We start from the raw sequence: 22,099 nt of genomic DNA on the forward strand, positions 1-22,099 counted from the left end.
CCTATTTCCATCTGTACCTATCTTTTCCATAAGACGGTGAATATGGTGAAATTCATGTCATTTGAAGCATAAAAAATAAGCAGTCCGCAAAGGACTGCTTATTTTTACTTAATTTAGCATTTTATATCTGCTGAAAAGTATTTTTATTATGATAGAAAAATATGGGTTAATCCAGCTGCTGAATCTGGAACAGGGAATAATAGTGGCCCTGTTTTTCCATTAATTCGGCGTGGGTGCCTTCTTCGACAATCTTCCCGTTTTCCATCACGACAATCTTATCGGCATGTGTGATGGTCGACAGTCTGTGAGCAACAATGAAGGTCGTTCTGTCTTCAGCAAGCTTCTCGAGAGCTTCCTGAATAAGATGCTCACTTTCAAGATCCAGTGCCGAGGTTGCTTCATCAAGCACAAGAATCGGCGGATTTTTCAAAAAGACCCTTGCAATGGCAAGGCGCTGCTTCTGCCCTCCCGAAAGCTTGACTCCCCGCTCGCCGACCTTTGTGTTGTAGCCTTCAGGAAAACCAAGGATAAAGTCGTGTGCATTCGCAGCTTTTGCCGCTTCAAACACTTCTTCATCGGTGGCTCCCGGTTTCCCGATCAGAATATTCTCTTTCACAGTCTGGCTGAACAAGAACGTATCCTGAAGCACCATGCCAATCTGATCTCTCAGGCTTTGTGCGCGGTATTCCCGGATGTCTGTGCCGTCAAGTAGAATCCTGCCCTCGGTTACATCGTAAAACCGCGGGATCAGACTGATGAAAGTCGACTTTCCGCCGCCGCTCATTCCAACAAGCGCAACGGTTTCTCCCCTGTTCACCTCAAGTGATACGTCTTCAAGAATCATCGGTTCCTTCTCATCGTATTTAAAGGAAACACGGTCAAACTTAATGGTGCCGCTGATGTCTTTTGCTTCCTTCGCATCGGGCTTGTCTGTAATATCGTATTTTTCATCAATCAGCTCAAAGACGCGGTCCATAGACGCAAGAGCCTGCGTCAGCGTTGTGGAAGATGTCACAAGGCGTCTCAGCGGATTGTAAAGCTGATCAATGTAGGCGATAAACGCCACCATGGTTCCGACTGTCATGTTCCCGTGAATGACCTGGTAGGCTGCAAAGCCAATGACAAGCAGCGGGGCAACGTCCGTAATCGTATTTACTACGGCAAAGGTCTTTGCGTTCCAGCTTGTATGATCAATAGCTTTGTTTAAAAAGTTATGGTTTTCCTTATCGAACTCTTTTTGTTCATGATCTTCAATTGCAAAGCTTCGGATGACAGGCATCCCCTGCACCCTTTCATGAAGATGTCCCTGAACCTGAGCAAGCGCCTGCGATCTCACTCTTGTCAGATGTCTAAGTCTTCCGTAGAAATACTTCACCGAAAAACCGTACAGCGGAAACAGCACGATTGAGACTAGTGTCAATTTAATATCCATCGTGAACATGATGATGACGGCAATGACAATCGTAAAAATATCAAGCCATACATTCATCAGCCCGGTGATGACAAAGTTTTTCGTCTGCTCCACATCATTGATGACGCGGGAAATAATCTCTCCCGCTCTTGTATTCGCATAGTAGCGCAGACTCAGCTTTTGAAGATGGGTAAACAAACTATCCCTTATATCATAGAGGATTTTGCTGCCTGTCCACTGCGCAAAATACTGTCTGTAATATTCAATCGGCGGCCTTGCCAGCAGGAAGATCGCAAACATGATGCCCATGATGGCGAACAGCTTTCCCGTTTTTTCATCAGCGGACATGTTTCCGCCGAGAATGTCATCTACTACATATTTAAGAAGCAGGGGCGTAAGAAGAGGTATGGAAAATTTAATGATTCCAATTGCGATTGTCCCTGTAATCTGCCATTTGTAGGGTTTAACAAATTTCATGTAGCGTTTAACTGAACTCAAGGTTTTGTCTCCCCCTCTCATTTCTTTTTATTTTGTGCTTTTGCGCGCGGTTCATGCCGACCCCATGCAGAAAGAGCCTGCTTTAGAAAACAGGCTCTTAAAAAAACAACCCATTCATTTGTCTTGTGCTTGTCATTTCACATGTGTCAGATAGCGCTCGTACCACTCATCGATAAAGTCAGGTGAAAAAGGACCTTTCCGCTGTCTGATCCAGCGAAGCAGCTTTTCAAGATTGCTTTTTAAAATCAAGTCGATCACATTCGGATAATTCATTTTCTTACGGTGATATTCGTACTCATCTTCATCAAGAATGATGTACGTCATATCGGGAAAAATTTTCACATCCAGGTCATAGTCAATATATTTAAGGGCTTCATCATCCCATGCAAATGGCGAACTGATGTTGCAGTAATAGTAGATTCCGTCTTCCCGGATCATGCCAATTACATTGAACCAGTATTTTGTATGAAAGTAACAGATGGCCGGCTCCCGGGTGATCCATGTTCTTCCGTCAGATTCCGTTACGATCGTCCGGTCGTTTCCGCCGATGATGCAGTGCCCGCTTGCCTTCAGGACTGTTGTCTCATCCCAGATTCTGTGGATATGCCCGTTATGTTTGTAACTATGTATCTGTATGCTGTCTCCTTCCTTGGGAAATCCCATTTTGCTCCCCTACTTTCTATATCGCCGCTCCGCAAATAAGCAAAGATTGTCAACTTTTCGTTTTTACCATTATACCGCCTGCTGTTTAAAAAAGAAAATAAAAGAGCCGCCCATATACAGGAGACTCTCATGGTCCGTCATTTATGCAGAGGCTCCCTGATCTGATAGGACCGGATGACCTCTTCTGTCTGTTTTTGAAAAACCTTCTGAATGGACTGCAGCTCCTCTTTCATGATCTCAATTTCCATCTGGATATCCCCGCACGCTTCACCCGGAAGATTGCTCAGCTGCTCTTTCAGCTCCTGGCATCTCTCAATCTCTCCCTGGAGATCCAGCAGCTTATCCATTGTCTCAAGCTGGCGGCCCACCAATGCATCAAATTCCTTCAAGTTCATTTGCACCTCCGCTTATTTGTCCGCTATACCAATTCGTTTTTCAGGAGCGGATCTCCTTTGACTTTATCTGTTGAGGAATCGGAGGTTTTGTCGGAAAAATTTTGGGCGGGCTCAGCACATTCTATGCGCTTTAATTGGTTTGCCGGTCATAAAATAGGGGAATTGGATAAAAGTTGTAATCCTATTTAAAGGAGATGAGCCGTTCTTTGATTTCCCTTCTCTTTTTAGTGATCACCGTCAGCTGGATGGCTGAATTCATTCTTTTCCGGAACAGGGGAACTTCTGAGGGTGAAATGCAGGAAAGGCGCTCCTATCCTTTTTTGCTTTTAGTCATTGCCCTCACAATTTCAATGGCTGTACTGATGAGGGAATGGAACATCTTTTATGTCGGCAGTACCCTTGTTCACGGGGCTGGCATTGTTCTATATGCATCAGGGGTTCTTCTGAGATACTGGGGTATTTTTCACCTGAAAGAGCAGTTTACCCGCCATGTATCCTTCCGCAAAGGGGATGAGCTTGTCAGCTCCGGCCCGTACCGCAGGCTGAGGCATCCTCTCTATACAGGACTCCTGCTCATTATCATCGGCATATGCCTTTCTCTCGGCAATGCGGTGCTTGCAGGCGCAGGCGGGACAGCCGCCGCTCTTGGCCTTCTTAAAAGAATTCAAATTGAAGAAAAGATGCTGATCGAAGCTTACGGAGAGGAATACCGGAGCTGGGCAGAGAAAAGATACCGCCTTGTTCCGCCTATATATTAACCATTACCTGGAGGTGCTTGCATGTTAAATCAAAAAAAGAAAGCCGTTGTAGTCGGAGCAGGACTTGGAGGCATGTCTGCTGCAATCAGACTTTCGGCAGACGGCTATGATGTGACAGTTTTAGAGAAAAACAGCAATGTCGGAGGCAAGCTTAACCGCAGGTCCGGGAAAGGCTTTACGTTTGATACTGGCCCTTCCATCCTGACAATGCCGTGGGTGCTTGAGAAGCTCTTTAAAAGCGTCAACAGGCATCTTGAAGACTACATAACCGTTGTACGTGTGGAACCTCAGTGGCGCACCTTTTTCGAAGACGGCACATCCATTGATGTATCAAGCGACCTGCCGACGATGATTGCCGAGATGGCAAAGGTGTCGAACGAACCGCACGGCAGCATGAGCAGCCTCCTTTCCTACAGCGAAAAAATGTATGATCTCTGTCTGAAAAGCTTTTACAAATACAGTCTTGAAGACCTGAAAGATCTGAAAAAACACCACACACTGAAAGACTTGATGGCGATGGATCCGCTGAGCACGGTTGCCGATGGAACAGAGAAATATCTTGATTCAAAGCACCTTCAGCAGCTCTTCAACTTCTTTGTAATGTACGTCGGCTCAAACCCTTATTCTGCCCCGGCGATACTGAACCAGCTGATTTATGTGCAGCTCGGCCTCGGTATTCACTACGTAAAAGGCGGAATGTATGAGATCGCAGAAGGCATGAAGAAAGTCATGGACGAACTGAGAATCGAAGTGAAAACAGACACACCTGTTGCCCACCTTGAGCTCGAAGGCAAAAAAGTGACGGGCGTTGTGACAGAGAGCGGAGATGTTTACCGCGCTGATGTCGTCATTTCAAACCTGGAAGCCATTCCGGCCTACCGGAACCTTGCCCCGTCAACCGGGGAAGTGAAGCGTGAAGTGAAAAAGCTCGGCAAGTCTTTCATCCCGAGCGTATCCGGACTCGTGCTTCTGCTTGGGACAGACCGGAAGTTTGAAAACTTAAAACACCACAACTTCTTCTTCTCAGAAGATCCGAAAAAGGAATTCCAGCAAATCTTTGATCAAGGGGTTCCGGCAGATGACCCGACCGTTTATATCGGCATTTCCGCAAGGTCTGACGCAAGCCAGGCGCCTGAAGGAAAAGACAACCTCTTTGTACTGACGCACGTCCCTCCTCTAAAAGAAGGAGCCAAAACAAGCTTCGACTGGGACGAATACAGAGAACTTGTCCTTAACAAACTCGAGCGGATGGGCATGACCGGACTCCGCGACTCCATCGAATTTGAATACCGTTTTACCCCCGAGAACCTTGAAGAGCTTTACGGTCCAAATGGCGGATCCATCTACGGAGTCGCTTCAGATAAGAAGAAAAACAGCGGATTCAAAATCCCGTCCAAAAGCCAGCTGTACGATGGCCTGTACTTTGTCGGCGGCTCAACCCATCCCGGCGGAGGCGTACCAATGGTCACCCTCTCAGGCCAGCTGACTGCGGATTTGATTAAAGAGAATGAGCTTGCTGCTGTGAAATAGGTTCGCGTATATAGAATGCCGTGTTGCCTTTTGGGGTGATGCGGTGTTTTTTTGTGTGGAGAATTTTTAAGTGCTATCAAGCTAATGAGTACCGGGCGTTGTTGGTCTATTTTTTGGGATAAGTGCCGCCAAGGATACGGAATCCGCTTTTGATGATTCCGTTCTCTCCGATCAGTACCACCAACCAAACAAAATCCTCTGTTGAGGGTTCCTTTCTCCCCGATAAGTACCATTAACAAAACAAAATCCTCTGTTGAGGGTTCCTTTCTCCCCGATAAGTACCACCAACCAAACGATATCCTCTGTTGAGGGTTTCATTCTCTCCGATAAGTACCACCAACCAAACGAGATCCTCTGTTGAGGGTTCCATTCTCTCCGATAAGTACCACCAACCAAACGATATCCTCTGTTGAGGGTTCCATTCTCTCCGATAAGTACCACCAACCAAACGAGATCCTCTGTTGAGGGTTCCATTCTCTCCGATAAGTACCACCAACCAAACGAGATCCTCTGTTGAGGGTTCCATTCTCTCCGATAAGTACCACCAACCAAACGAGATCCTCTGTTGAGGGTTCTATTCTCTCCGATCAGTACCACCAACCAAACAAAATTCTCTGTTGATGGTTCCATTCTCTCCGATCAGTACCACCAACCAAACGAGATCCTCTGTTGATGGTTCTTTTCTCTCTGATAAGTGCCACCAACCATGTGGAATCCTCTGTTGAGGGTTCCATTCTCCTCGATAAGTACCGCCAACCAAACAAAATCCTCTGTTGAGGGTTCCATTCTCCCCGATAAGTGCCACCAACTAAATGAAATCCTCTGTTGAGGGTTCTATTCTCTCCGATAAGTACCACCAACCAAACGAGATCCTCTTTTGATGGTTCCATTCTCCCCGATAAGTACCACCAATCAAACTGTTGAGGGCCTTATTAACACTCCCTCCCCCACACATAAAAAAAGACACCTCTCCACACAAGGGAGAAGTGTCTCTTTTCGTTTTTTTAACGGTTTTATTATGAGTTTTGGTTCTTTTTAGCTTCAGCTTGCTGGTTGTACTTCTTTACGTGTTGAGCGTCAGTCTCGCTTGCGAACTCAGCACCGTATTGTTGTTGACCTTGAGCAGCTTGAGCGTTTTGTTGTTTCACGTGTTGCACGCTAGTGCCAGATTGTGTTTTGTTGTTTTGTTGTTGGTTTGCCATCTTTATCACCTCCACGAAATTTATCATGTCCCGGAGGTGATTTTTATATCCGCTTTTTTTTCGATCTTTTTTCCGGACCGATTTACATCAAAAGAGAGCGGCCGCCATCTACAATAATGGTCTGTCCTCTAATCATCGAAGCTTTTTCCGAGCAAAGGAATTCAACGGCATCAACCATGTCTTCTGTTTCGACCATTCTGCCGGCAGGGGTCATTCTTCTTGCATCAGCAAGCAGTTCTTCGCGGTTTGGAAAATGCTTGAGTGCTTCTGTATCGACCGCTCCGCCTGATACGGCGTTGACCACGATGTTTTTGGCCGCAAGCTCTACAGCCAGGTAGCGCGTCAATGATTCAAGCGCAGCTTTTGAAACGCCTACAGTTGTATAGTTTTCAAGTACACGGATGGAGCCGAGGGAGCTGATGCTGACAATTGTTCCTCCGCCGGGTTTTCTCCATGCGCTTGGCCGCTTCCTGGGCACAGAATAAAAGGGCCTTGCTGTTAATATCCATTGTCCAGTCCCAATGCGTTTCTTCAAGCTCCATAAGAGGACGGAGAACGCCTGATGCAGCATTATTGACGAAAATATCAAGTCTGCCGAACGTCTCATCGATTTCGGCGAACATTTCTTTAATTTTCTCGGGCTTGCCCACATTCGCTTTCACGACAAGCGCTTTAACTCCAAGTGCTTCAATTTCTTCCGCTGTCTGCAGGGCGGCGCTTTTGCTGCGCGCATAGTTAATTACGATGTTATAGCCCTGTTTGGCAAGGCGGAGGGCGATTGCTTTGCCGATGCCGCGGCTGCTTCCTGTAATTAGAGCGGTTTTGTTCTGGTTCATATTGACATCTCCTTCAATGCAGTAGTTCGTATAGTTGCCCTTATTGTATCAAACAATAGGAAAAGCGAGTAGTAGAGGAGGAATTCATCATGTACGTAGGCAGAGATATGACGGAACTGTCAATGATGTCCATACACGAATGGAAAGACAGTGAGCTTGCATACTTTCACCACGGGCTTCAGCAGATGATGCCGTATTTAAACGCAGAGGGCCAGACGATCCACCGTGAAATTATGGAGGAGATTGAAGCGCGCGGAGGTCTTAAGCGCGGCGAGGCGGATTACACCCACGGAACCAGAGTGAGCTATGATTGACGAAAATCCGGCCGCAACCGGCCGGATTTTATTTGTGCATTTCCGTCATCTGATAAATTTTCTGATGGGACACGGGAAAGGCATATTTCTGCATTTCCGCTTCTGTTACTTTTAAAAGATTATCGGGGCTGCTGCCCGGCTTCAGCCTTCCTGCATAAACAGAGATATTCCAGACGAGATGGGAAAAAATATGCTGAATGGTTCCTGATAAAGGTTCCAGCTCGGCATTCGCTTCGTATTCATCTTGCAAATACCTAACCAGCTGCTCTTTTTGAGAAAGCAGCCCAATTTCTGTTTCACAGTTCGGGAACTCCCACAGGTTTGCAAGCAGTCCTGATGATGGACGTTTATGAATATAGAAATTTCCGGCATCGTCTTTCAGTACAGCAGCTGCCATCATTACCGGTCTTGGCTTTTTCTTTTTACTTTTTACCGGAAGCTCTGTCTGAACGCCTTCTTCAAATGCCTGGCAGTGTTCTCTCACAGGACAGATCAGGCAGGATGGCGACGTTGGGGTACATACAATTGCACCAAGCTCCATGAGTGCCTGGTTAAATTCAGAGGGCTGTTCTTTTGAAATGACTTCATAAAGAATTTTTTCAAAAATGGTTCTTGTCTTCGGTTTCGCGATGTCTTCCCAGATCGAAAGAATACGCGACATGACTCTCATGACATTTCCGTCAACAGCGGGCTCCGGCACCCCGTATGCAATGCTCAGGATCGCTCCTTTTGTGTAGGGACCGACACCCTTCAGCTTGCTGATTTCCTCAGGCGTATTCGGCACAACGCCTCCGTAGGTACTTACGACTTCTTTAACAGCAGACTGAAGATTCCGGACGCGAGAGTAGTAGCCAAGTCCCTCCCACGCTTTCAGCACATCTTCCTCATCAGCTGCTGCAAGGGCTTCAAGAGTCGGAAATTTCTCCGTGAAGTTCAGGAAATAAGGAATGACCGTGTCCACCCTTGTCTGCTGCAGCATGATCTCAGAGACCCACACCTTATAAGGATCCTGGTCAAGCCTCCACGGCAGATCTCTTTTTTCGCGCAGGTACCATGAGATTAAATCGCGCCTGAAATCTTCTATATGTAATGAGTGCAGATTCTTATCGGCTGCATCAAGCATATTTATCTTTCCTCTCATGTTATTTTTATTGGATATTTGGGAAAATAAAAGGGTATCTTTGTTTTCAACTTAGAAATCATACAGCATTTATCCGTATTTAAAAAGGGAAAGCATGTTAGTGTTTGACTCTTTCATGCCGTTCCATGCAAAATGCCATAAAGAGCACACTTATTCTTTTCATCAAGGGATAGGAAAAGCTCAGTCTTCATAAGAATGTGACAGGAGGTTTTGCAAAGTGGATACAGGCACACACGTTGTGATGGGCATTGCCCTTGGCGGACTTGCGACACTGGATCCCGCTGTCGGTTCAGACCCGGTAACAGCTCAGGCAGTCATGATTGGAGCGATTGCCGGTTCACAGGCTCCTGATCTTGATACGATACTCAAATTCCGAAATAACGCAAAATATATCCGCAATCACCGCGGCATCACCCATTCGATTCCGGCTGTTATTCTCTGGTCGGTGCTCATAACCGGCTTGCTGTACTGGCTTTTTCCCGGCTCGAACTTGCTGCATCTTGGGATATGGACAACAATTGCCGTCGTTCTGCATGTTTTCGTTGATATTTTCAACGCGTACGGCACGCAGGCTCTAAGGCCGTTTTCCCACAAATGGGTGGCCCTCGGCATGATTAACACGTTTGACCCGATTCTGTTCGCCATTTACTGTGCGGGAATATTGTTCTGGGTTTTCGGCACACCTGCTGGGTACACGTTTCTGACTGTATTTGTCATCGTGTTTTTCTATTACATTTTACGCTTCTTTATGAAAAGAAGCATTGTGAAAAAAATCCATCAAAAATACAGCGAAGTGGAAAAAATCATCATTTCCCCGACGATGAAATTCAGACGGTGGCGCGTAGCGATTATTACAAAATCCCATTTCTATGTGGGACGGTCGCTGAACGGAAAATTAACGATACTTGATGAGTATGACCGGGTTCCCGTCCCGCAGACGGCCATCATTCAGGCTGCTGAAGAGGATGAGAACATTTCGGCCTTTCTGTCTTTCTCTCCCGTGTACAGGTGGGAAGTGGATGAGTATACAGACCATTATGAAGTGAAATTCATCGATCTGAGATACAGAAGCAAGGGCCATTATCCCTTTGTCGCCATCGTCCAGCTCGATCAGGACTTGAACATTGTCAGTTCTTACACCGGCTGGATCTTCAGTGAAGAAAAGCTCAGGAAAAAATTAGACCTTTTGCCGGAATAAAAAACTTGGCCTCCTCTATGGAGCCAAGTTTTTTCGTTTAATGGAGCATGCCGTCGCTGTCATTCAGCAGATGACTGTATTTCGGATTCGTCGCCAAAAACTGGTGCAGCTTGTCTCCGTAATTGACAATCCACTGCGTGACAATCTTTTCCGTCATGTTTTTTCCGCGGTACTTCTCCCCCGCTTTGGCATACGTTGTCTCAAAGTCATCCCAGAGCAATTCAACCCATGTTCTCGCCTTGTCATAGGACAGGGCAGGATTTTTTTCCATAAGCAGCCGGGCAAGCCGGTCGTGATACATTTCCATTTTTCATCACCCCGTTCTGTTTATAGTTTTTGCGGAAGCATCACATACTATAAGTAGGCTTCGAATGAAGCTAGTTTAAACCCATTGGAGGTCATACGAATGCGGAATAAAGCGAAAGACTTCCCGATCCAGTCAAGCAATAAGCTTGAGGGAGAGCCAAGAGCAAAAGATGATTTCGCGTCCAAACGGGCTGACGGAACCATCAACACACATCCGCAGGAACGCATGAGAGCTTCCGGCGAGCGCGAAAATCAGTTTTAAAAGACTGCACACATTTTGCGGAGGTGCTTATAATGGGTTCAACACACAAAAAGTTTTTTGAAAATCGAATGGCTAATCCGTTTCAGCAGCCTTGGGCCAACCCAAAGCATGCGCATGCACAGGTTAACGGGCAGACGCAGCAGACTCAGGACTTAATCATTCTCGAGCGTCAGACAAGAAAAAGATCATAGGCAAACGCATAACGGATCATGCTGAATGAATCAGATTCAGCGTGGTTCGTTTTCTTCTTTTTTTCGTCCAAGCATTGAAATCGGTATGCCTTCCTCTTCTGAGTCCTGAGAGTCAAGACGGTTTCCCCACGCAAATACACCATTCATGTAGTCAATTTTAAAATAGGAGCCAGGTGCACCTTCTATTTCAAATACTTCCCCAGGCTTAAAATCATCCGGGTTAAGCAAATAGGCCTTTGCCATCGTAATCTTGCGGTCAAGCACCGCAAATTCATTGACCATGCCAAGCTGCTCGGCTTTGCGGGCTTTCTCAGAAAGAGCTGCGATTTCTGTTTTCAGTTCATATTCTGTCATCGTGCTGTAGCGTTTTGTCTGCATGATGGTACTTCCTTTCTTTTTTGCCTTTTAAAAGGATAAAATAAATGTATGACATCTATAGGAGTGATTTTATGACAGCAATAGTCATCACAGGTGCAGGCTCAGGACTTGGACGATCACTGGCCTTAGCCTACAGCAGGGATTATGACGAGATCATTCTTCTCGGTCGCAGCACGGAAAAGCTTTTGGAAACAAAACAGCTGCTGCCCCATAAGCAGGTATTTACATACGAGCTGGACATTCGTTCGCAGACGGAGATTGAACGGCTGACAGACACACTCTTCAGCCGCCACCCTGTCACTGCGCTGATCAATAACGCTGGAGTCGGCCACTTTGGTCCAATTACGGACATGCCGGCCAATCAGATCAAAGAAATGCTCGATACGAATGTGTTTGGCACCATCCTTTTAACACAGGCATTCCTAAAGCATTTCAAAGAAAAAGGAAAAATCGTGAACATTATCTCAACAGCAGGTCTCAGAGGCAAAGTGAATGAAAGTGCCTACTGCGCCTCAAAATTTGCCCTGAGGGGCTTTACCGAGAGCCTTGTGAAAGAATTTGAAGGCACTGACATCGTTCTGTCGGGAGCCTACATGGGAGGCATGGACACTCCGTTCTGGAACGAAACCGATCATATTAAAGATAAATCGCGGCTTCGGTCACCCGACGTTATCGCAGAAAAAATATACAGTCTTGATGACGGGAGACCTGAAATCATTGTGGAGTAGGGCGTTCAGTCCTGCTCTTCTTCTTCATTCAGGAACCGTTCGATCATGTCGATCTGGAACCCTTTTCTGTATAGCGCCTGCTTCATCTTGAGCCGGTATGCAGACGGCTTTTCTTTGGCGTACTTCCGCTGAAGTTTTTCTGCCTGCTTCACCAGAGACTGATATTCCTCATCGTCATTGTTCTCATACGTCATTTCTTCCGTGACGATTGAAATGACATCGAAATTGAATCCTTTTCGAAGCAGCGTCTGCTCTATCTTCTGCTTCGTCTGTACAGTAGAGCTTTTTGCTTCTTTTCTCACCGTTTTCTCAGCATGAACCATTGCCTGTTCAATCTGATCCTCTTTTGTATACTGCTCCAACGCCTTTTCCGCCGTTGCTTTATCAATCCCTTTTAAGGAAAGCTCCCTTTTAATCACGCCGGGTCCCTTTCCCCCGGTTTTCCAGTGCGTCCGCACAAATGCATCCGCGAATTCACTGTCATTAACATATTTATAATGCCGAAGCTGATGGATAACCTCTGTCACAACCGATTCAGGGTACTCTTTTTTCAGGAGCATATCGGCCGTTTCCTTCTCTGATCTCATTCTGAATCCGAGAAATTCAATCGCTTTGTTAAACGCCTTTTTGACCGAATCCCCGTACTGGATCTCAAGAATCTCCATCTCATCCAGTTCAAGTCCTTTTTTCAGGCCATACTTCAATAGAACGTTCTGGTCGACGCTGAAGGCGAATTTTTCACCTTTGCCATCATTCAAAAACACATTAAACCGTTCTTCACTGCTCTTTTGAGTCGTTATTTTCGATATTGTTGGCATAGGAACACCTCCCCTTTATTTTATCACATTTCCCTTTTTGCACCTTTTAAAAAGCACTCCTTCCGTCTTCACAAAAAACTTTCTCCAGCAGAGCATATTAAAAAGGATTATTGGGGTTTGAGTGCTGAATTATAAGGAAAGAGAATAACAAGGAGTGATGACCGTGAAAATAGCAATCGCAGGCGGAACGGGCTTTGTCGGAAACGAGCTTACTGCCTTTCTCGCAGATAACGGAAACGAAGTACTGATCTTAACGCGATCAAAAAAAGAAAGCGAAAAAAGCGGCGTGCGCTTCGTTGAATGGATGACAGACGGCGCTGCTCCTGAGAAAGAACTCGAGGGCATTGATGCCTTTATCAACCTTGCAGGAAAATCCATCAACGACAGATGGACAGAGGAAAATAAAAAAGAAATCGTGGAAAGCAGAATCAAAACCACCCGGGAAGTATACAGAATCATCGACAGCCTCCAGAAAAAACCTGAAGTCCATGTAAATGCAAGCGCAGTCGGCATTTACGGAACGTCAGAGACCGAGACATTTACGGAAGAATCTAATCCCGGCGCTACTGATTTCCTGTCAGAGACCGTCATCAAATGGGAGCAGGAAGCAGCGGAAATCGGAAAACTTGGTGTACGCACCGTTTTTGTCCGCTTCGGGATCATCCTCGGTGACAAAGGGGCGCTTCCGGCCATACTTCTTCCATATAAATTATTTGCGGGAGGGACAGTGGGCTCAGGCACACAATGGATGTCATGGGTTCATATACATGATGTAGTGAAACTTATACATTTTGTGCTTCAGAAGAAAACAATTGAAGGTCCGGTGAATGCCGTTTCGCCAAACCCCGTGCAGATGGAGGAATTTGGGAAAACTGCGGCAAAAGTGATGAACCGCCCCCACTGGATGCCTGCCCCTGGATTTGCCTTGAAAATGGCTCTTGGGGAACGAAGCATTCTTGTCCTTGAAGGGCAGCGTGTCATCCCGAAGGCAGCGGCAGAAAACGGCTTTACTTTTTCCTTTCCATTACTTGAAGACGCTTTGTCAGACTTATTAAAATCAAGATAGGTCACTCAGAATAGGAGTTTGCCATGGACAGTTTTTTATTTAAGAACGCAACCATTTATCCCATAACGTCAAAAACGCTCTATCAATCAGATCTGCTCGTAACAGGAGGAAAAATCAAAGCAATCGGCAAGAACCTCTCTGCCCCGCCTGATTCATCCATCATCGAGTGCGGGGAGCAGTTTCTTTTCCCCGGCTTTATCGATGTTCATACACACCTCGGCCTTTACGACGAAGGAACAGGCTGGGCAGGCAATGATGCAAACGAAACCATCGAGGTGCTCTCGCCCCACATCCGTGCCCTTGACGGGGTACACCCGCTTGATCAGGGCTTTAAAGATGCAGTCCGGTACGGCATCACAACTGTGCACGTCATGCCTGGCAGCGCGAACGTAATCGGCGGAACAACATCCGTCATTAAAACCCACGGCGTCAATATCAAAGACATGCTCGTAGTAGAAACCGCAGCTCTCAAAATTGCTTTGGGCGAAAACCCGAAGCGGATTCACAGCCACGGCAATAAGGATTCCATTACAAGAATGGGTATCATGGGCATGCTCAGGGAAGCTTTTTATAAAGCCAAATGCAGCATGAATGACTGCGATGACTTCAGATCCATCCCCATCAAAAAAGTGCTTAACCGTGAAATACCAGTCCGTATTCATGCCCACAGAGCAGATGACATCCTGTCTGCTATAAGATTTGCAGAAGAATTCGACCTGGATTTCAGGATTGAACACTGTACAGAGGGCCATCTGATCGCAGATGAATTTATCGGAAAAAACATCAAAGTAAGCGTCGGCCCGACCCTTACCCGCAAATCAAAAATCGAACTCAAAAACAAAAGCTGGGAAACGTATCAGGCACTCGCTGACCGGGGGGTTGAAGTCTCCATCACGACGGATCACCCCTACACCCCGATTCAGTATTTGAACGTGGTTGCATCCATCGCCGTAAGGGAAGGTTTTGACGAAAAACTCGCTCTTGAATCCATCACCATAACCGCTGCCAAAAACCTGATGATCGACCACCTTGTCGGGAGCCTTGAACCGGAAAAAGACGCGGACATCGTCCTGTGGAACCACCACCCGTTCCACTACCTCGCAAAGCCCGAGCTGACAATGATAAATGGGAAAATAGTCTACCAAAAAACCTGAATTTCCCTCTTGTAAAACAGCGCTTTTTCCGTCTCAAAAAATGTGCTCAAATTCACATAAAATTAACAAAAAAAATTGTTCCATTTTGAAAAAAAATCGAGTATGATACTTGAGGAAAGAGTAATACAATAATTACAAAAACCGAATGATGCAATTGCGTGGGAAGGCAAATGGTGCGCCACCAGTAAACTGGTCCTAGTGGGTTCGATTCCCACCCCGAAATTTTTTGGCTAATTTAAAAAATTTCGAGGGTGGGACTTTCACACGACAAGTCTGTAAGTCTGCCCTCTGGTTGGAGGGACAGCAAATGCTTAAAAAACGTGATATTCATGACAGTCAGCCGCTATATGATCATATGATCCACCCTGATGTCTTCCCATTTGTGCGCCACAAAGCAGCATCAATTGATGAATATCTTTTTTTAACCAAACAGACAATTGAAGCAGAAGAGCGCGGGGAATTAATTTCACGTACCATTCTTGATGAATGGGGCTCTCCAATCGGAACAATCAGTCTGTTTGACATTCAGGACAACGCAGGATTTCTCGGCACATGGCTCGGGAAACCCTATCACGGAAAAGGCTATAACCAGGCCGCAAAAGATGCCTTCTTCAATGAACTCTTTTTTGAGCTTGGCATCGAACGGATTTTCCTTCGCATCCGCAAGAAAAACGTCCGTTCAACAAAAGCAGCCGAAAAACTGCCGTACGTTGTCTACGCGAATGAAACAAGAAAACCGCTCCTTGATGAAATCAATCAGGGTGAAGATATCTATAACCTTTACGAAATTTCAAAAGACCTTTACACCTTCTATACGGTGCGCACCGCTGCAGAAACTGAGGAACAGCATCTTAAAGAAGCCTAAAATAAGAAAAGCCTAAAAACCTGCTCATAAGAAGCAGGTTTTTTTGTATGAGATTTTGATGGGATGACGAAAATAGATGTGACACAAATTCGAAAGGGTGAAAAAGCATGTCGGATAAAAGAAAACGCGAAAAAACACGCAACTCTCTAAGCGGCGCTCAGGAAGTAACCTATTCACGAGAATTTAAAATGGCAGACCGCGCGGGCGGGTACATAGGCAGTAAGAGCGGACGCTGAGGCAGAAGCATAAACGTTGGTGAATAAATTTAGAAAGTGCTGTGAACTTTGGTTTACAGCACTTTCTTTGTTGATTAATTTATGGAAAGTGCGCTTAAGTTGAGTTTGCAGCACAAACTTGGATGATTGAGCTTTGGAAAAGTGTTCTTAACCTGAGTTAACAACACAAACTTTCATGATCCCTCTGTGTAAAGTGTTCTTATCCAGCACAAAAACTAATAACAGCTTCACCATAAGTGCACTTAAAGCCTAAAGTCAGCAACTACCAGCATAAGTCCTCCCAAAAAATCCACACTAAAAAGGAACCTTTCGTTCAACTTTTTTTAGGGGGGCTTTTATCATGGGAAGAGCAAACAGCCAGCAGTCCAAAAACAAGAGCAACTTGCCTCAAGTACCGAAAAACTTAAAAAAAGAAGCTGACGGTGTTTACGAGGAATATTCAGCTGAACTCGCAGACAGTGCAGACAAAGAAGCTCAGGCTAGAGCAAAAGCTGCAGACCAGCGTCAGGGAAAATCATTATAGCAGAAAAAAAACAGCCAGTGACGGATCATCCGCCGCTGGCTTTTGAATGGGGATAAAGTTATCCACACGCCTGTTGATAATGTGAACAAATCTATTCCGCCAGAAACACGCCCACTATTCACAACGCCCTCTCCATCCACAGAATTATCAGGCAGACTGTGATGAAACTGTTGATAATGTGTATAAGTTATGTAAACACTTTAATTTCCAGTTTAAATACTTCAATTATCTGTGGATATCTTTGCGCATGCCTCTTTTATCCCATTGTGGATAAACATGAATAGTTTCTTCAAGATATACACATTTTAAAGATACATCCAAGATTGGCCCCATGATATGTACAAAGCTGCCTTCCCGGCGGCTTTTTCTTTTTTATAGCTGTATAATGTAAAACCAGCTGAAAAAGCCCCGCACTAGGTGCAGGACCTTCACTTAACTCACTTTGAATCCACAACTGCTCCATGGTAAAAACGCTTTTTGTGCAGCTCAATTTTGAGGTTGCGGCACAGCTGCTTCAATTCGCGTTCTTCACGTTCTGTCACAAGAGATACAACCGTTCCACTGGCACCATTTCTTCCTGTTCGTCCTGAGCGATGAACATACTGCTCAGAGGTTTCCGGCAGGTCATAGTGAATGACGTGCGTCACTCCTTCAATATCAAGGCCCCGTGCGGCAACATCTGTTGCAAGCAGCATGGAGATCTCCCCTGTTCGGAAGCTCTTCATCGCTAGTTCACGATCGCGCTTTGAGGAGTCGCCGTGAAGAATGCCGAGTTCAATGCCTTTATACATCAGCTTTTCAGCAAGGACCGCTGCATTGCCGATATCCTTTACGAAAGCAATCGCTTTTGTCCCTTCCATTCTTGAAAGCTTTTGAAGAAGATCAATTTTGTCGCGCTGTTCAGATGGGAAATAAATATGTGCAACATCAGACTGAACGGCTTCTCCGCGGCTGATTTTAATCAACTCCGGATTTTGCATCAGCTGTTTGGCTTCTGCTTCCGTTTTTTCAGGAAGGGTCGCCGAGAAAAGAAGAAGCTGTCTGTCTTTCAACGTCGTTTTAATGATGTTTTTGATGTTCGAAAGATGCTCCGGCTGAAGCAGCTGATCGCCTTCATCAAGAACAATTGTCTTAACTTCGTGCATTTTGATTTTTTTCTGATTGATCAGTTCGTAAACACGACCCGGTGTTCCGACGATAATCTGCGGGCGCTTCTTCAGCTTCTCGAGCTGTCTTTTCACATTGGCTCCGCCGATGAAGCTTGCGCCGAGAATCCCGCTCCCTGCTGACCATTTCTGAATCTCCTCATGGATCTGCATGACCAGTTCTCTTGAAGACGCCATGATCAGTGTCTGGATATTTTTGCTCTCAGGATTGATGCGCTGGAGGACAGGCAGCAAATAGGCAAGCGTTTTGCCCGTTCCCGTCGGCGATTCTGCAATCACATCGCGTCCGTCCAGAATGGCAGGAACCGCCTTTTCCTGTATAGCGGTTGGAGTTGTATACGAAGCCTTTTCCCAGGCTTCCTGTAAAAATGGTTTTGCTTCTTCAAGCAGTGACCATGTGCTGTTCATGTGTTTTCACCTTTTCGTATCTGAAGTCCGTCTTTCATAAAGAAAGACGCATTTTCTTATTATATACCATTTCGGCAAAGGGAAAAACAGCTCTTGTTTTTACGCCTGCAAGAATATCCTGAAGATTACCAGTTATTGTTTTAACTTTTCGTTTCCAGCTTATATAATAGACTCCATAAATAGAACTTTTCACAGAGGAGAGAACAGAATGACTGTCATTGGCATCGACCTGGGCACATCCAACAGTCTTGCAGCGTTTTGGTCTGAAGAAGGGCCGAAAATTATTCCAAATGTACTCGGCAGCAATTTGACTCCATCCATTGTCAGCATTGATGATAACGGCGAAATCCTTGTCGGCGAAATTGCAAAAGAGCGCCAGATTTCACATCCCCACCTCACAGCTTCCGCTTTTAAGCGTTATATGGGCACGGCTAAAACTTATGATCTTGGAACCTATCATTTATCTCCGGAGGAATTGTCCTCCTTTGTTCTTCAGTCTTTAAAAAGAGATGCGGAAACGTTTTTGAACGAAGAAATCACGCATGCGGTCATCAGTGTTCCAGCATACTTTAATGACCAGCAGCGAAAAGCGACAAAGCGTGCAGCCGAACTTGCAGGTCTTACGGTTGACCGTCTAATCAGCGAACCGACAGCTGCAGCTATTGCATACGGCTTTCACCAGCAGAATGAAGATACCCGTTTCCTCGTCTTTGACCTTGGCGGCGGAACGTTTGACGTATCGATTCTTGAGCTTTTTGAAGGAGTCATGGAGGTTAAATCTATTGCAGGAGACAATTTTCTCGGCGGCGAGGACTTTACGAACCTGCTCATGCACTATTTTCTGAACGACCACAAGCTTGCGGCAGATGACCTGGATGCACGGGCGCAATCTGTCCTGTTCAAGCAGGCGGAAACATGCAAACGGGAGCTCGGCAGCCATCATCAGCGCGGCCGGATGGTGCTTCATCACAACGGACAGGAGTATGCAACCAGCGTGGACAGGGCCACTTTTGAAAAAATATCACAGCCGCTAGTGCTGAAACTGCGGAATCCTATCGAACGCGCACTGCGCGACGCCGACCTGCAGACAGACGAGATTGACGCTGTGATCCTGATTGGCGGAGCCACAAGACTTCCGATGATCAAAGGCATTGTCACAAAGATTTTCGGCAAGCTTCCGTTTCTAACGATTCATCCTGATGAAGCAGTAGCCCTTGGAACTGCCGTCCAGGTGGCGCTGAAGGAGCGGAATGAAGCCGTTGATGAGCTCATCCTGACCGATGTGTGTCCTTATTCGCTTGGAACAGATGTCGCGAAGCAGCATGATGCCGACTCCTTCACGTCCGGCCATTTCCTTCCGATCATTGAGCGGAACACGCCGATTCCCGTCAGCAGAGTCGAACGCCTCTATACGATCAAGGACAACCAGGACCGGATTGTCATTGACATCTATCAGGGAGAAAGCAGACGCGTTGAAAACAACTTGAAGATAGGGGAACTGACTGTTCACATTCCAAAATCGCCTGCTGGAAAAGAAGCTGTCGATGTGCGCTATACATACGACATAAACGGCCTGCTTGAGGTTGAGGTCACAACCATCAGCACCGGCAGCAAACAGAATATGATGATTGAAAAAAATGCAGGAAGCATGACACCTCTTGAAATGGAAAAAAGAATGGAAGAGCTGAAGGCTCTTAAAATTCATCCGAGAGACCGGACGGAAAACAGGCTCCTTCTTGCAAGAGGCGAACGGTTATATGAAGAAACACTTGGACGCGAACGGGAAGCTGCAGCTGCAGCCCTTGAACAGTTCGAACACATCCTTGCCTCACAGGATGACCAGAAGATCCGCGCAGCCGCAGCACGCTTAAAGGAGATCCTGGAAGACATGGAAAACTGGAGCAGACAGCGATGAATTCAGCGTGGAAGATACTTGGAATCGAACCGACTGACGACATGACCGCTATTAAAAAAGCCTACTCGGCAAAACTCAAAATTCATCACCCTGAAGACGACCCAGAAGGCTATCAGAGGCTGCGGGAGGCCTTTGAAACGGTCAAAAAAGCATGGAAAAACCGAAACTTACGTCCGGCTGAAGAAAGAGCGTATGAAGAGACCGTACATGTACCTATGGAGGAGGAACCTGCCCCTCCCCTCCCGTCTCATTTCCCATTCTCAGAATGGCAGGAGACAGAAACAGATTCCCGCTCAACCATCGATTTGTTCATGGAGAAAGTCGAGCAGCTTTATGAGCATTTCCCTTCCCGCATAAACAAAGAGAAGTGGCTTGAACTGCTCAATGATGATGCACTGTGGGATATGGAGCAAAGAGAGTATCTGAGTGAACAGCTTTTGACCTTTCTCGAGCTGAATCCGTATCTCCCGGACTACATCTGGAAGCTGCTTGAAGACACCTTCCAGTGGACTGACATGCTTCGCGAAGACCCATACATTCTCGGCGAGGAAGAAACCGAAGCATTTCTGCGGCGCCTGAAAGACAATACCGGGCTCTACCCATCGCTTTCATACCAACCGCTTTTACATATCGAGGACATCCCTTATGATCTCTATCTGATGAACCGGGAAAGAGCCCTTGACGAACTCCTTGAAAATCGGCTGGAAGAAGCAGAAACCTATGTGAATACGGCCTTGTCCATTTTTCAGGATGATCCGCAGCTGCAGACAATTGCCGGAATGATTTATGAACGGAGCGGAAGAGTTGAAGAAGCTGCCGCTGCTTTTGAAAAAGCATGTGCACTTCAGCCTGAAAACATCAAAAATCGAATGCTTCTTGCACAGCTGCTATTTAAAACAGGAAAACAGGAAGAAGCGGAACAAGCCTGCCTGAAAATCCTTTCTGACCATCCGGATCACCCGGATGCTCTCAGCCTTTTAGGCAGAATCCATTTTGAAACAGAAGAATGGCAAAAAGCCCGCGAAACCTTTATGCACCTGGAGAGAATTCAGGGAAAAGATGCAGAGACCATGGTTTATCTGGCTAAAATCAATGATTTTCTGTTCCGAAACAGCTATAAGCGGAAGCCGCTTACGAAGAAGGAAATTAAGAAAGAGATCAGGCCTGATACGTTTAAAGATAAGCTGCGTATTTTTCTGTACTGCCATTTGAAATGGAGGATCTTTTTCGCTTTCATTTTTCTACTAGTGAGCCACAACAAACTGCAGGCTCTTGGAGGAGAGGAATGGTATGATCATCCAATTCTTAAGGTCCTGTACGCCGTCTTTTCACTCTTTCAGTATATTAATTTATCACTATATTTTGAGTACACCCTGATTCCGCTTTTCTGGGCAATATTATGGATCTATTCCGTGATTACAATTTTGAGAGAGTGGAACCGAATACGGAAAATGGTTTTATAGAAAGGAGGAGCAGCTTTATGAACCGCAAACAGAAAAAATATATGAACACAATGGCACCGCTGTGTATGATTGGCTATCCCACCTTCTATTACTCTCTTTTTCTGACATATGTTCCGTTCAGCAAACGCGCCGCCAGAAACCACCTTAAAAATTATGGGGCCACAGACAAAAACACTGCAAAGAACCTGCTTGAGTGGTTTTTAACAACAGGAAACAGAAGAGAATTTTACGTTCTGCAAAGCTCCCTTCTGTTCCTCACAGAGAATGAAGCACAGGAGCTGATTTCCGGGGAAGAAGATGAAGTACTGACGGCAAAGCTCTCAGCCGTAAAAAAGTACATGCATCGCTTAAATGAACACAGCATCGGTGCACTTGATCTCTCCAACGCCATTTTTATTGCAAAACACGCACAACAGACCGGTCTCCTTACTCAGGAAGAAGCACACTACTATCAGCTCCGGGCAGTCACACTTGCACAGACCATGTACACGAGCTGGCGTGAATACCTGACCGCCTGCACAGCTGGAGCCGAATTCGTCCAAAAAAGCAATGACCAACAGGAAAAATATCTGAAAGCACAAAAAAGCACTCTGATCAAACTGATGGCATCGAAGCACAGTCCGTTTAGGAAGATTGATTTTATGACCAGTTTTTCTTAAATGAAAGAAACCCGG

24 protein-coding genes and 1 pseudogene are annotated in these 22,099 nt (G+C 45.9%); 15 read left to right on the forward strand and 10 right to left on the reverse strand.

All coding sequences use genetic code 11. The annotated features are described in order from the left end of the window. Positions 1-166: 166 nt before the first annotated feature. The 3 genes from RKD52_RS18665 to RKD52_RS18675 all read right to left on the reverse strand — a co-directional run bounded on the left by RKD52_RS18665 (position 167) and on the right by RKD52_RS18675 (position 2,961). Positions 167-1,909: an ABC transporter ATP-binding protein gene (locus tag RKD52_RS18665; protein ID WP_454100882.1), complete on the reverse strand. Its 1,743-nt coding sequence runs from the start codon at positions 1,907-1,909 to the stop codon at positions 167-169. Between the two features lie 132 nt (positions 1,910-2,041). Next, positions 2,042-2,572 (reverse strand): nucleoside tri-diphosphate phosphatase, encoded by a 531-nt coding sequence (ntdP, locus tag RKD52_RS18670; RefSeq protein ID WP_369735740.1) that lies wholly within the window; start codon positions 2,570-2,572, stop codon positions 2,042-2,044. 137 nt (positions 2,573-2,709) lie between these two features. Then, positions 2,710-2,961 (reverse strand): YgaB family protein, encoded by a 252-nt coding sequence (locus RKD52_RS18675; RefSeq protein ID WP_454101267.1) that lies wholly within the window; start codon positions 2,959-2,961, stop codon positions 2,710-2,712. A gap of 212 nt (positions 2,962-3,173) precedes the next feature. Here RKD52_RS18675 and RKD52_RS18680 point away from each other — a divergent pair, with 212 nt between their 5' ends. Together RKD52_RS18680 and RKD52_RS18685 are read left to right on the forward strand one after the other, a co-directional pair. Further along, entirely contained in the window at positions 3,174-3,725 is a 552-nt protein-coding gene (locus tag RKD52_RS18680) for a methyltransferase family protein (protein WP_454100883.1), read from the forward strand. 21 nt (positions 3,726-3,746) lie between these two features. Further along, the gene (locus RKD52_RS18685; protein WP_454100884.1) at positions 3,747-5,255 is read left to right on the forward strand and encodes a phytoene desaturase family protein; all 1,509 of its coding nucleotides are present in this window, start codon (positions 3,747-3,749) and stop codon (positions 5,253-5,255) included. A 1,016-nt stretch (positions 5,256-6,271) separates the two neighbouring features. On the opposite strand, the gene RKD52_RS18690 is transcribed toward RKD52_RS18685, so the two are convergent. Together RKD52_RS18690 and fabL are read right to left on the reverse strand one after the other, a co-directional pair. Then, the gene (locus RKD52_RS18690; protein ID WP_029567071.1) at positions 6,272-6,457 is read right to left on the reverse strand and encodes a gamma-type small acid-soluble spore protein; all 186 of its coding nucleotides are present in this window, start codon (positions 6,455-6,457) and stop codon (positions 6,272-6,274) included. 82 nt (positions 6,458-6,539) lie between these two features. Next, positions 6,540-7,293: pseudogene (gene fabL / locus RKD52_RS18695) on the reverse strand (enoyl-[acyl-carrier-protein] reductase FabL). An 89-nt stretch (positions 7,294-7,382) separates the two neighbouring features. On the opposite strand from fabL, the gene RKD52_RS18700 reads away from it, so the two are divergent. Next, positions 7,383-7,607 (forward strand): hypothetical protein, encoded by a 225-nt coding sequence (locus RKD52_RS18700; RefSeq protein ID WP_454100885.1) that lies wholly within the window; start codon positions 7,383-7,385, stop codon positions 7,605-7,607. Between the two features lie 28 nt (positions 7,608-7,635). Here the strand turns inward: RKD52_RS18700 and mutY are convergent, their stop codons facing one another. Continuing rightward, on the reverse strand, positions 7,636-8,730 hold the full coding sequence (mutY, locus tag RKD52_RS18705) for an A/G-specific adenine glycosylase (RefSeq protein WP_454100886.1): 1,095 nt from the start codon (positions 8,728-8,730) through the stop codon (positions 7,636-7,638). A gap of 235 nt (positions 8,731-8,965) precedes the next feature. Here mutY and RKD52_RS18710 point away from each other — a divergent pair, with 235 nt between their 5' ends. Further along, positions 8,966-9,946, forward strand: a complete 981-nt coding sequence (locus RKD52_RS18710) for a metal-dependent hydrolase (RefSeq protein WP_454100887.1) — start codon at positions 8,966-8,968, stop codon at positions 9,944-9,946. A 37-nt stretch (positions 9,947-9,983) separates the two neighbouring features. Here the strand turns inward: RKD52_RS18710 and RKD52_RS18715 are convergent, their stop codons facing one another. Next, positions 9,984-10,253 (reverse strand): YfhJ family protein, encoded by a 270-nt coding sequence (locus RKD52_RS18715; protein ID WP_029285940.1) that lies wholly within the window; start codon positions 10,251-10,253, stop codon positions 9,984-9,986. A 99-nt stretch (positions 10,254-10,352) separates the two neighbouring features. On the opposite strand from RKD52_RS18715, the gene RKD52_RS18720 reads away from it, so the two are divergent. Both RKD52_RS18720 and RKD52_RS18725 read left to right on the forward strand, forming a co-directional pair. Further along, positions 10,353-10,514 (forward strand): small, acid-soluble spore protein K, encoded by a 162-nt coding sequence (locus RKD52_RS18720; RefSeq protein ID WP_454100888.1) that lies wholly within the window; start codon positions 10,353-10,355, stop codon positions 10,512-10,514. Between the two features lie 32 nt (positions 10,515-10,546). Further along, positions 10,547-10,705, forward strand: coding sequence for a YpzG family protein (locus RKD52_RS18725; protein ID WP_081414247.1), 159 nt, complete (start codon positions 10,547-10,549; stop codon positions 10,703-10,705). Positions 10,706-10,741: 36 nt separating this feature from the next. Here RKD52_RS18725 and RKD52_RS18730 read toward each other — a convergent pair whose 3' ends face one another. After that, positions 10,742-11,083 (reverse strand): YfhH family protein, encoded by a 342-nt coding sequence (locus RKD52_RS18730; protein WP_454100889.1) that lies wholly within the window; start codon positions 11,081-11,083, stop codon positions 10,742-10,744. A gap of 71 nt (positions 11,084-11,154) precedes the next feature. On the opposite strand from RKD52_RS18730, the gene RKD52_RS18735 reads away from it, so the two are divergent. Continuing rightward, a complete protein-coding gene (locus RKD52_RS18735; RefSeq protein ID WP_454100890.1) occupies positions 11,155-11,811 on the forward strand; it encodes an SDR family NAD(P)-dependent oxidoreductase in 657 nt (218 codons plus the stop codon). 5 nt (positions 11,812-11,816) lie between these two features. On the opposite strand, the gene recX is transcribed toward RKD52_RS18735, so the two are convergent. Continuing rightward, positions 11,817-12,629 carry a recombination regulator RecX gene (recX, locus tag RKD52_RS18740; protein WP_454100891.1) on the reverse strand — a complete coding sequence of 271 codons (813 nt, stop codon included), beginning with the start codon at positions 12,627-12,629 and terminating at the stop codon, positions 11,817-11,819. Between the two features lie 163 nt (positions 12,630-12,792). On the opposite strand from recX, the gene RKD52_RS18745 reads away from it, so the two are divergent. The 5 genes from RKD52_RS18745 (at position 12,793) to RKD52_RS18765 (ending at position 16,473) form a co-directional block, all read left to right on the forward strand. Next, complete coding sequence (locus tag RKD52_RS18745; protein ID WP_454100892.1) at positions 12,793-13,695, forward strand: TIGR01777 family oxidoreductase; 903 nt, start codon at positions 12,793-12,795, stop codon at positions 13,693-13,695. A 23-nt stretch (positions 13,696-13,718) separates the two neighbouring features. Next, on the forward strand, positions 13,719-14,849 hold the full coding sequence (locus RKD52_RS18750) for an amidohydrolase (protein ID WP_454100893.1): 1,131 nt from the start codon (positions 13,719-13,721) through the stop codon (positions 14,847-14,849). 307 nt (positions 14,850-15,156) lie between these two features. Beyond that, on the forward strand, positions 15,157-15,714 hold the full coding sequence (locus RKD52_RS18755; protein ID WP_369735753.1) for a GNAT family N-acetyltransferase: 558 nt from the start codon (positions 15,157-15,159) through the stop codon (positions 15,712-15,714). Positions 15,715-15,821: 107 nt separating this feature from the next. After that, complete coding sequence (locus tag RKD52_RS18760; protein WP_081414248.1) at positions 15,822-15,950, forward strand: YfhE family protein; 129 nt, start codon at positions 15,822-15,824, stop codon at positions 15,948-15,950. 340 nt (positions 15,951-16,290) lie between these two features. Further along, positions 16,291-16,473, forward strand: coding sequence for a YfhD family protein (locus tag RKD52_RS18765; RefSeq protein WP_029285923.1), 183 nt, complete (start codon positions 16,291-16,293; stop codon positions 16,471-16,473). Positions 16,474-16,910: 437 nt separating this feature from the next. On the opposite strand, the gene RKD52_RS18770 is transcribed toward RKD52_RS18765, so the two are convergent. Continuing rightward, positions 16,911-18,047: a DEAD/DEAH box helicase gene (locus tag RKD52_RS18770; protein ID WP_454100894.1), complete on the reverse strand. Its 1,137-nt coding sequence runs from the start codon at positions 18,045-18,047 to the stop codon at positions 16,911-16,913. A 208-nt stretch (positions 18,048-18,255) separates the two neighbouring features. Here RKD52_RS18770 and RKD52_RS18775 point away from each other — a divergent pair, with 208 nt between their 5' ends. Genes RKD52_RS18775 through RKD52_RS18785 form a run of 3 tightly spaced genes read left to right on the forward strand, consistent with a single transcriptional unit; the run spans position 18,256 to position 22,084 of the window. Then, positions 18,256-19,962 (forward strand): molecular chaperone HscC, encoded by a 1,707-nt coding sequence (locus RKD52_RS18775; RefSeq protein ID WP_454100895.1) that lies wholly within the window; start codon positions 18,256-18,258, stop codon positions 19,960-19,962. Further along, the gene (locus RKD52_RS18780) at positions 19,959-21,425 is read left to right on the forward strand and encodes a J domain-containing protein (RefSeq protein WP_454100896.1); all 1,467 of its coding nucleotides are present in this window, start codon (positions 19,959-19,961) and stop codon (positions 21,423-21,425) included. Before RKD52_RS18775 ends, RKD52_RS18780 begins: the two co-directional genes overlap by 4 nt. Positions 21,426-21,442: 17 nt before the next feature. Then, entirely contained in the window at positions 21,443-22,084 is a 642-nt protein-coding gene (locus RKD52_RS18785; protein WP_454100897.1) for a DUF1266 domain-containing protein, read from the forward strand. Positions 22,085-22,099 lie beyond the last annotated feature (15 nt).

The organism is Metabacillus sp. SLBN-84 (assembly GCF_053629595.1).

Coding starts and splice junctions, on each gene's coding strand:
- RKD52_RS18725 (WP_081414247.1), top strand. CDS start 10,547: ATGGGTTCAACACACAAAAAGTTTTTTGAAAATCGAATGGCTAATCCG.
- RKD52_RS18770 (WP_454100894.1), bottom strand. CDS start 18,047: ATGAACAGCACATGGTCACTGCTTGAAGAAGCAAAACCATTTTTACAG.
- RKD52_RS18755 (WP_369735753.1), top strand. CDS start 15,157: ATGCTTAAAAAACGTGATATTCATGACAGTCAGCCGCTATATGATCAT.
- RKD52_RS18785 (WP_454100897.1), top strand. CDS start 21,443: ATGAACCGCAAACAGAAAAAATATATGAACACAATGGCACCGCTGTGT.
- RKD52_RS18735 (WP_454100890.1), top strand. CDS start 11,155: ATGACAGCAATAGTCATCACAGGTGCAGGCTCAGGACTTGGACGATCA.
- RKD52_RS18685 (WP_454100884.1), top strand. CDS start 3,747: ATGTTAAATCAAAAAAAGAAAGCCGTTGTAGTCGGAGCAGGACTTGGA.
- RKD52_RS18720 (WP_454100888.1), top strand. CDS start 10,353: ATGCGGAATAAAGCGAAAGACTTCCCGATCCAGTCAAGCAATAAGCTT.
- RKD52_RS18765 (WP_029285923.1), top strand. CDS start 16,291: ATGGGAAGAGCAAACAGCCAGCAGTCCAAAAACAAGAGCAACTTGCCT.
- RKD52_RS18775 (WP_454100895.1), top strand. CDS start 18,256: ATGACTGTCATTGGCATCGACCTGGGCACATCCAACAGTCTTGCAGCG.
- RKD52_RS18730 (WP_454100889.1), bottom strand. CDS start 11,083: ATGCAGACAAAACGCTACAGCACGATGACAGAATATGAACTGAAAACA.
- RKD52_RS18700 (WP_454100885.1), top strand. CDS start 7,383: ATGTACGTAGGCAGAGATATGACGGAACTGTCAATGATGTCCATACAC.
- RKD52_RS18760 (WP_081414248.1), top strand. CDS start 15,822: ATGTCGGATAAAAGAAAACGCGAAAAAACACGCAACTCTCTAAGCGGC.
- RKD52_RS18690 (WP_029567071.1), bottom strand. CDS start 6,457: ATGGCAAACCAACAACAAAACAACAAAACACAATCTGGCACTAGCGTG.
- recX (WP_454100891.1), bottom strand. CDS start 12,629: ATGCCAACAATATCGAAAATAACGACTCAAAAGAGCAGTGAAGAACGG.
- RKD52_RS18715 (WP_029285940.1), bottom strand. CDS start 10,253: ATGGAAATGTATCACGACCGGCTTGCCCGGCTGCTTATGGAAAAAAAT.
- RKD52_RS18750 (WP_454100893.1), top strand. CDS start 13,719: ATGGACAGTTTTTTATTTAAGAACGCAACCATTTATCCCATAACGTCA.
- RKD52_RS18780 (WP_454100896.1), top strand. CDS start 19,959: ATGAATTCAGCGTGGAAGATACTTGGAATCGAACCGACTGACGACATG.
- ntdP (WP_369735740.1), bottom strand. CDS start 2,572: ATGGGATTTCCCAAGGAAGGAGACAGCATACAGATACATAGTTACAAA.
- mutY (WP_454100886.1), bottom strand. CDS start 8,730: ATGCTTGATGCAGCCGATAAGAATCTGCACTCATTACATATAGAAGAT.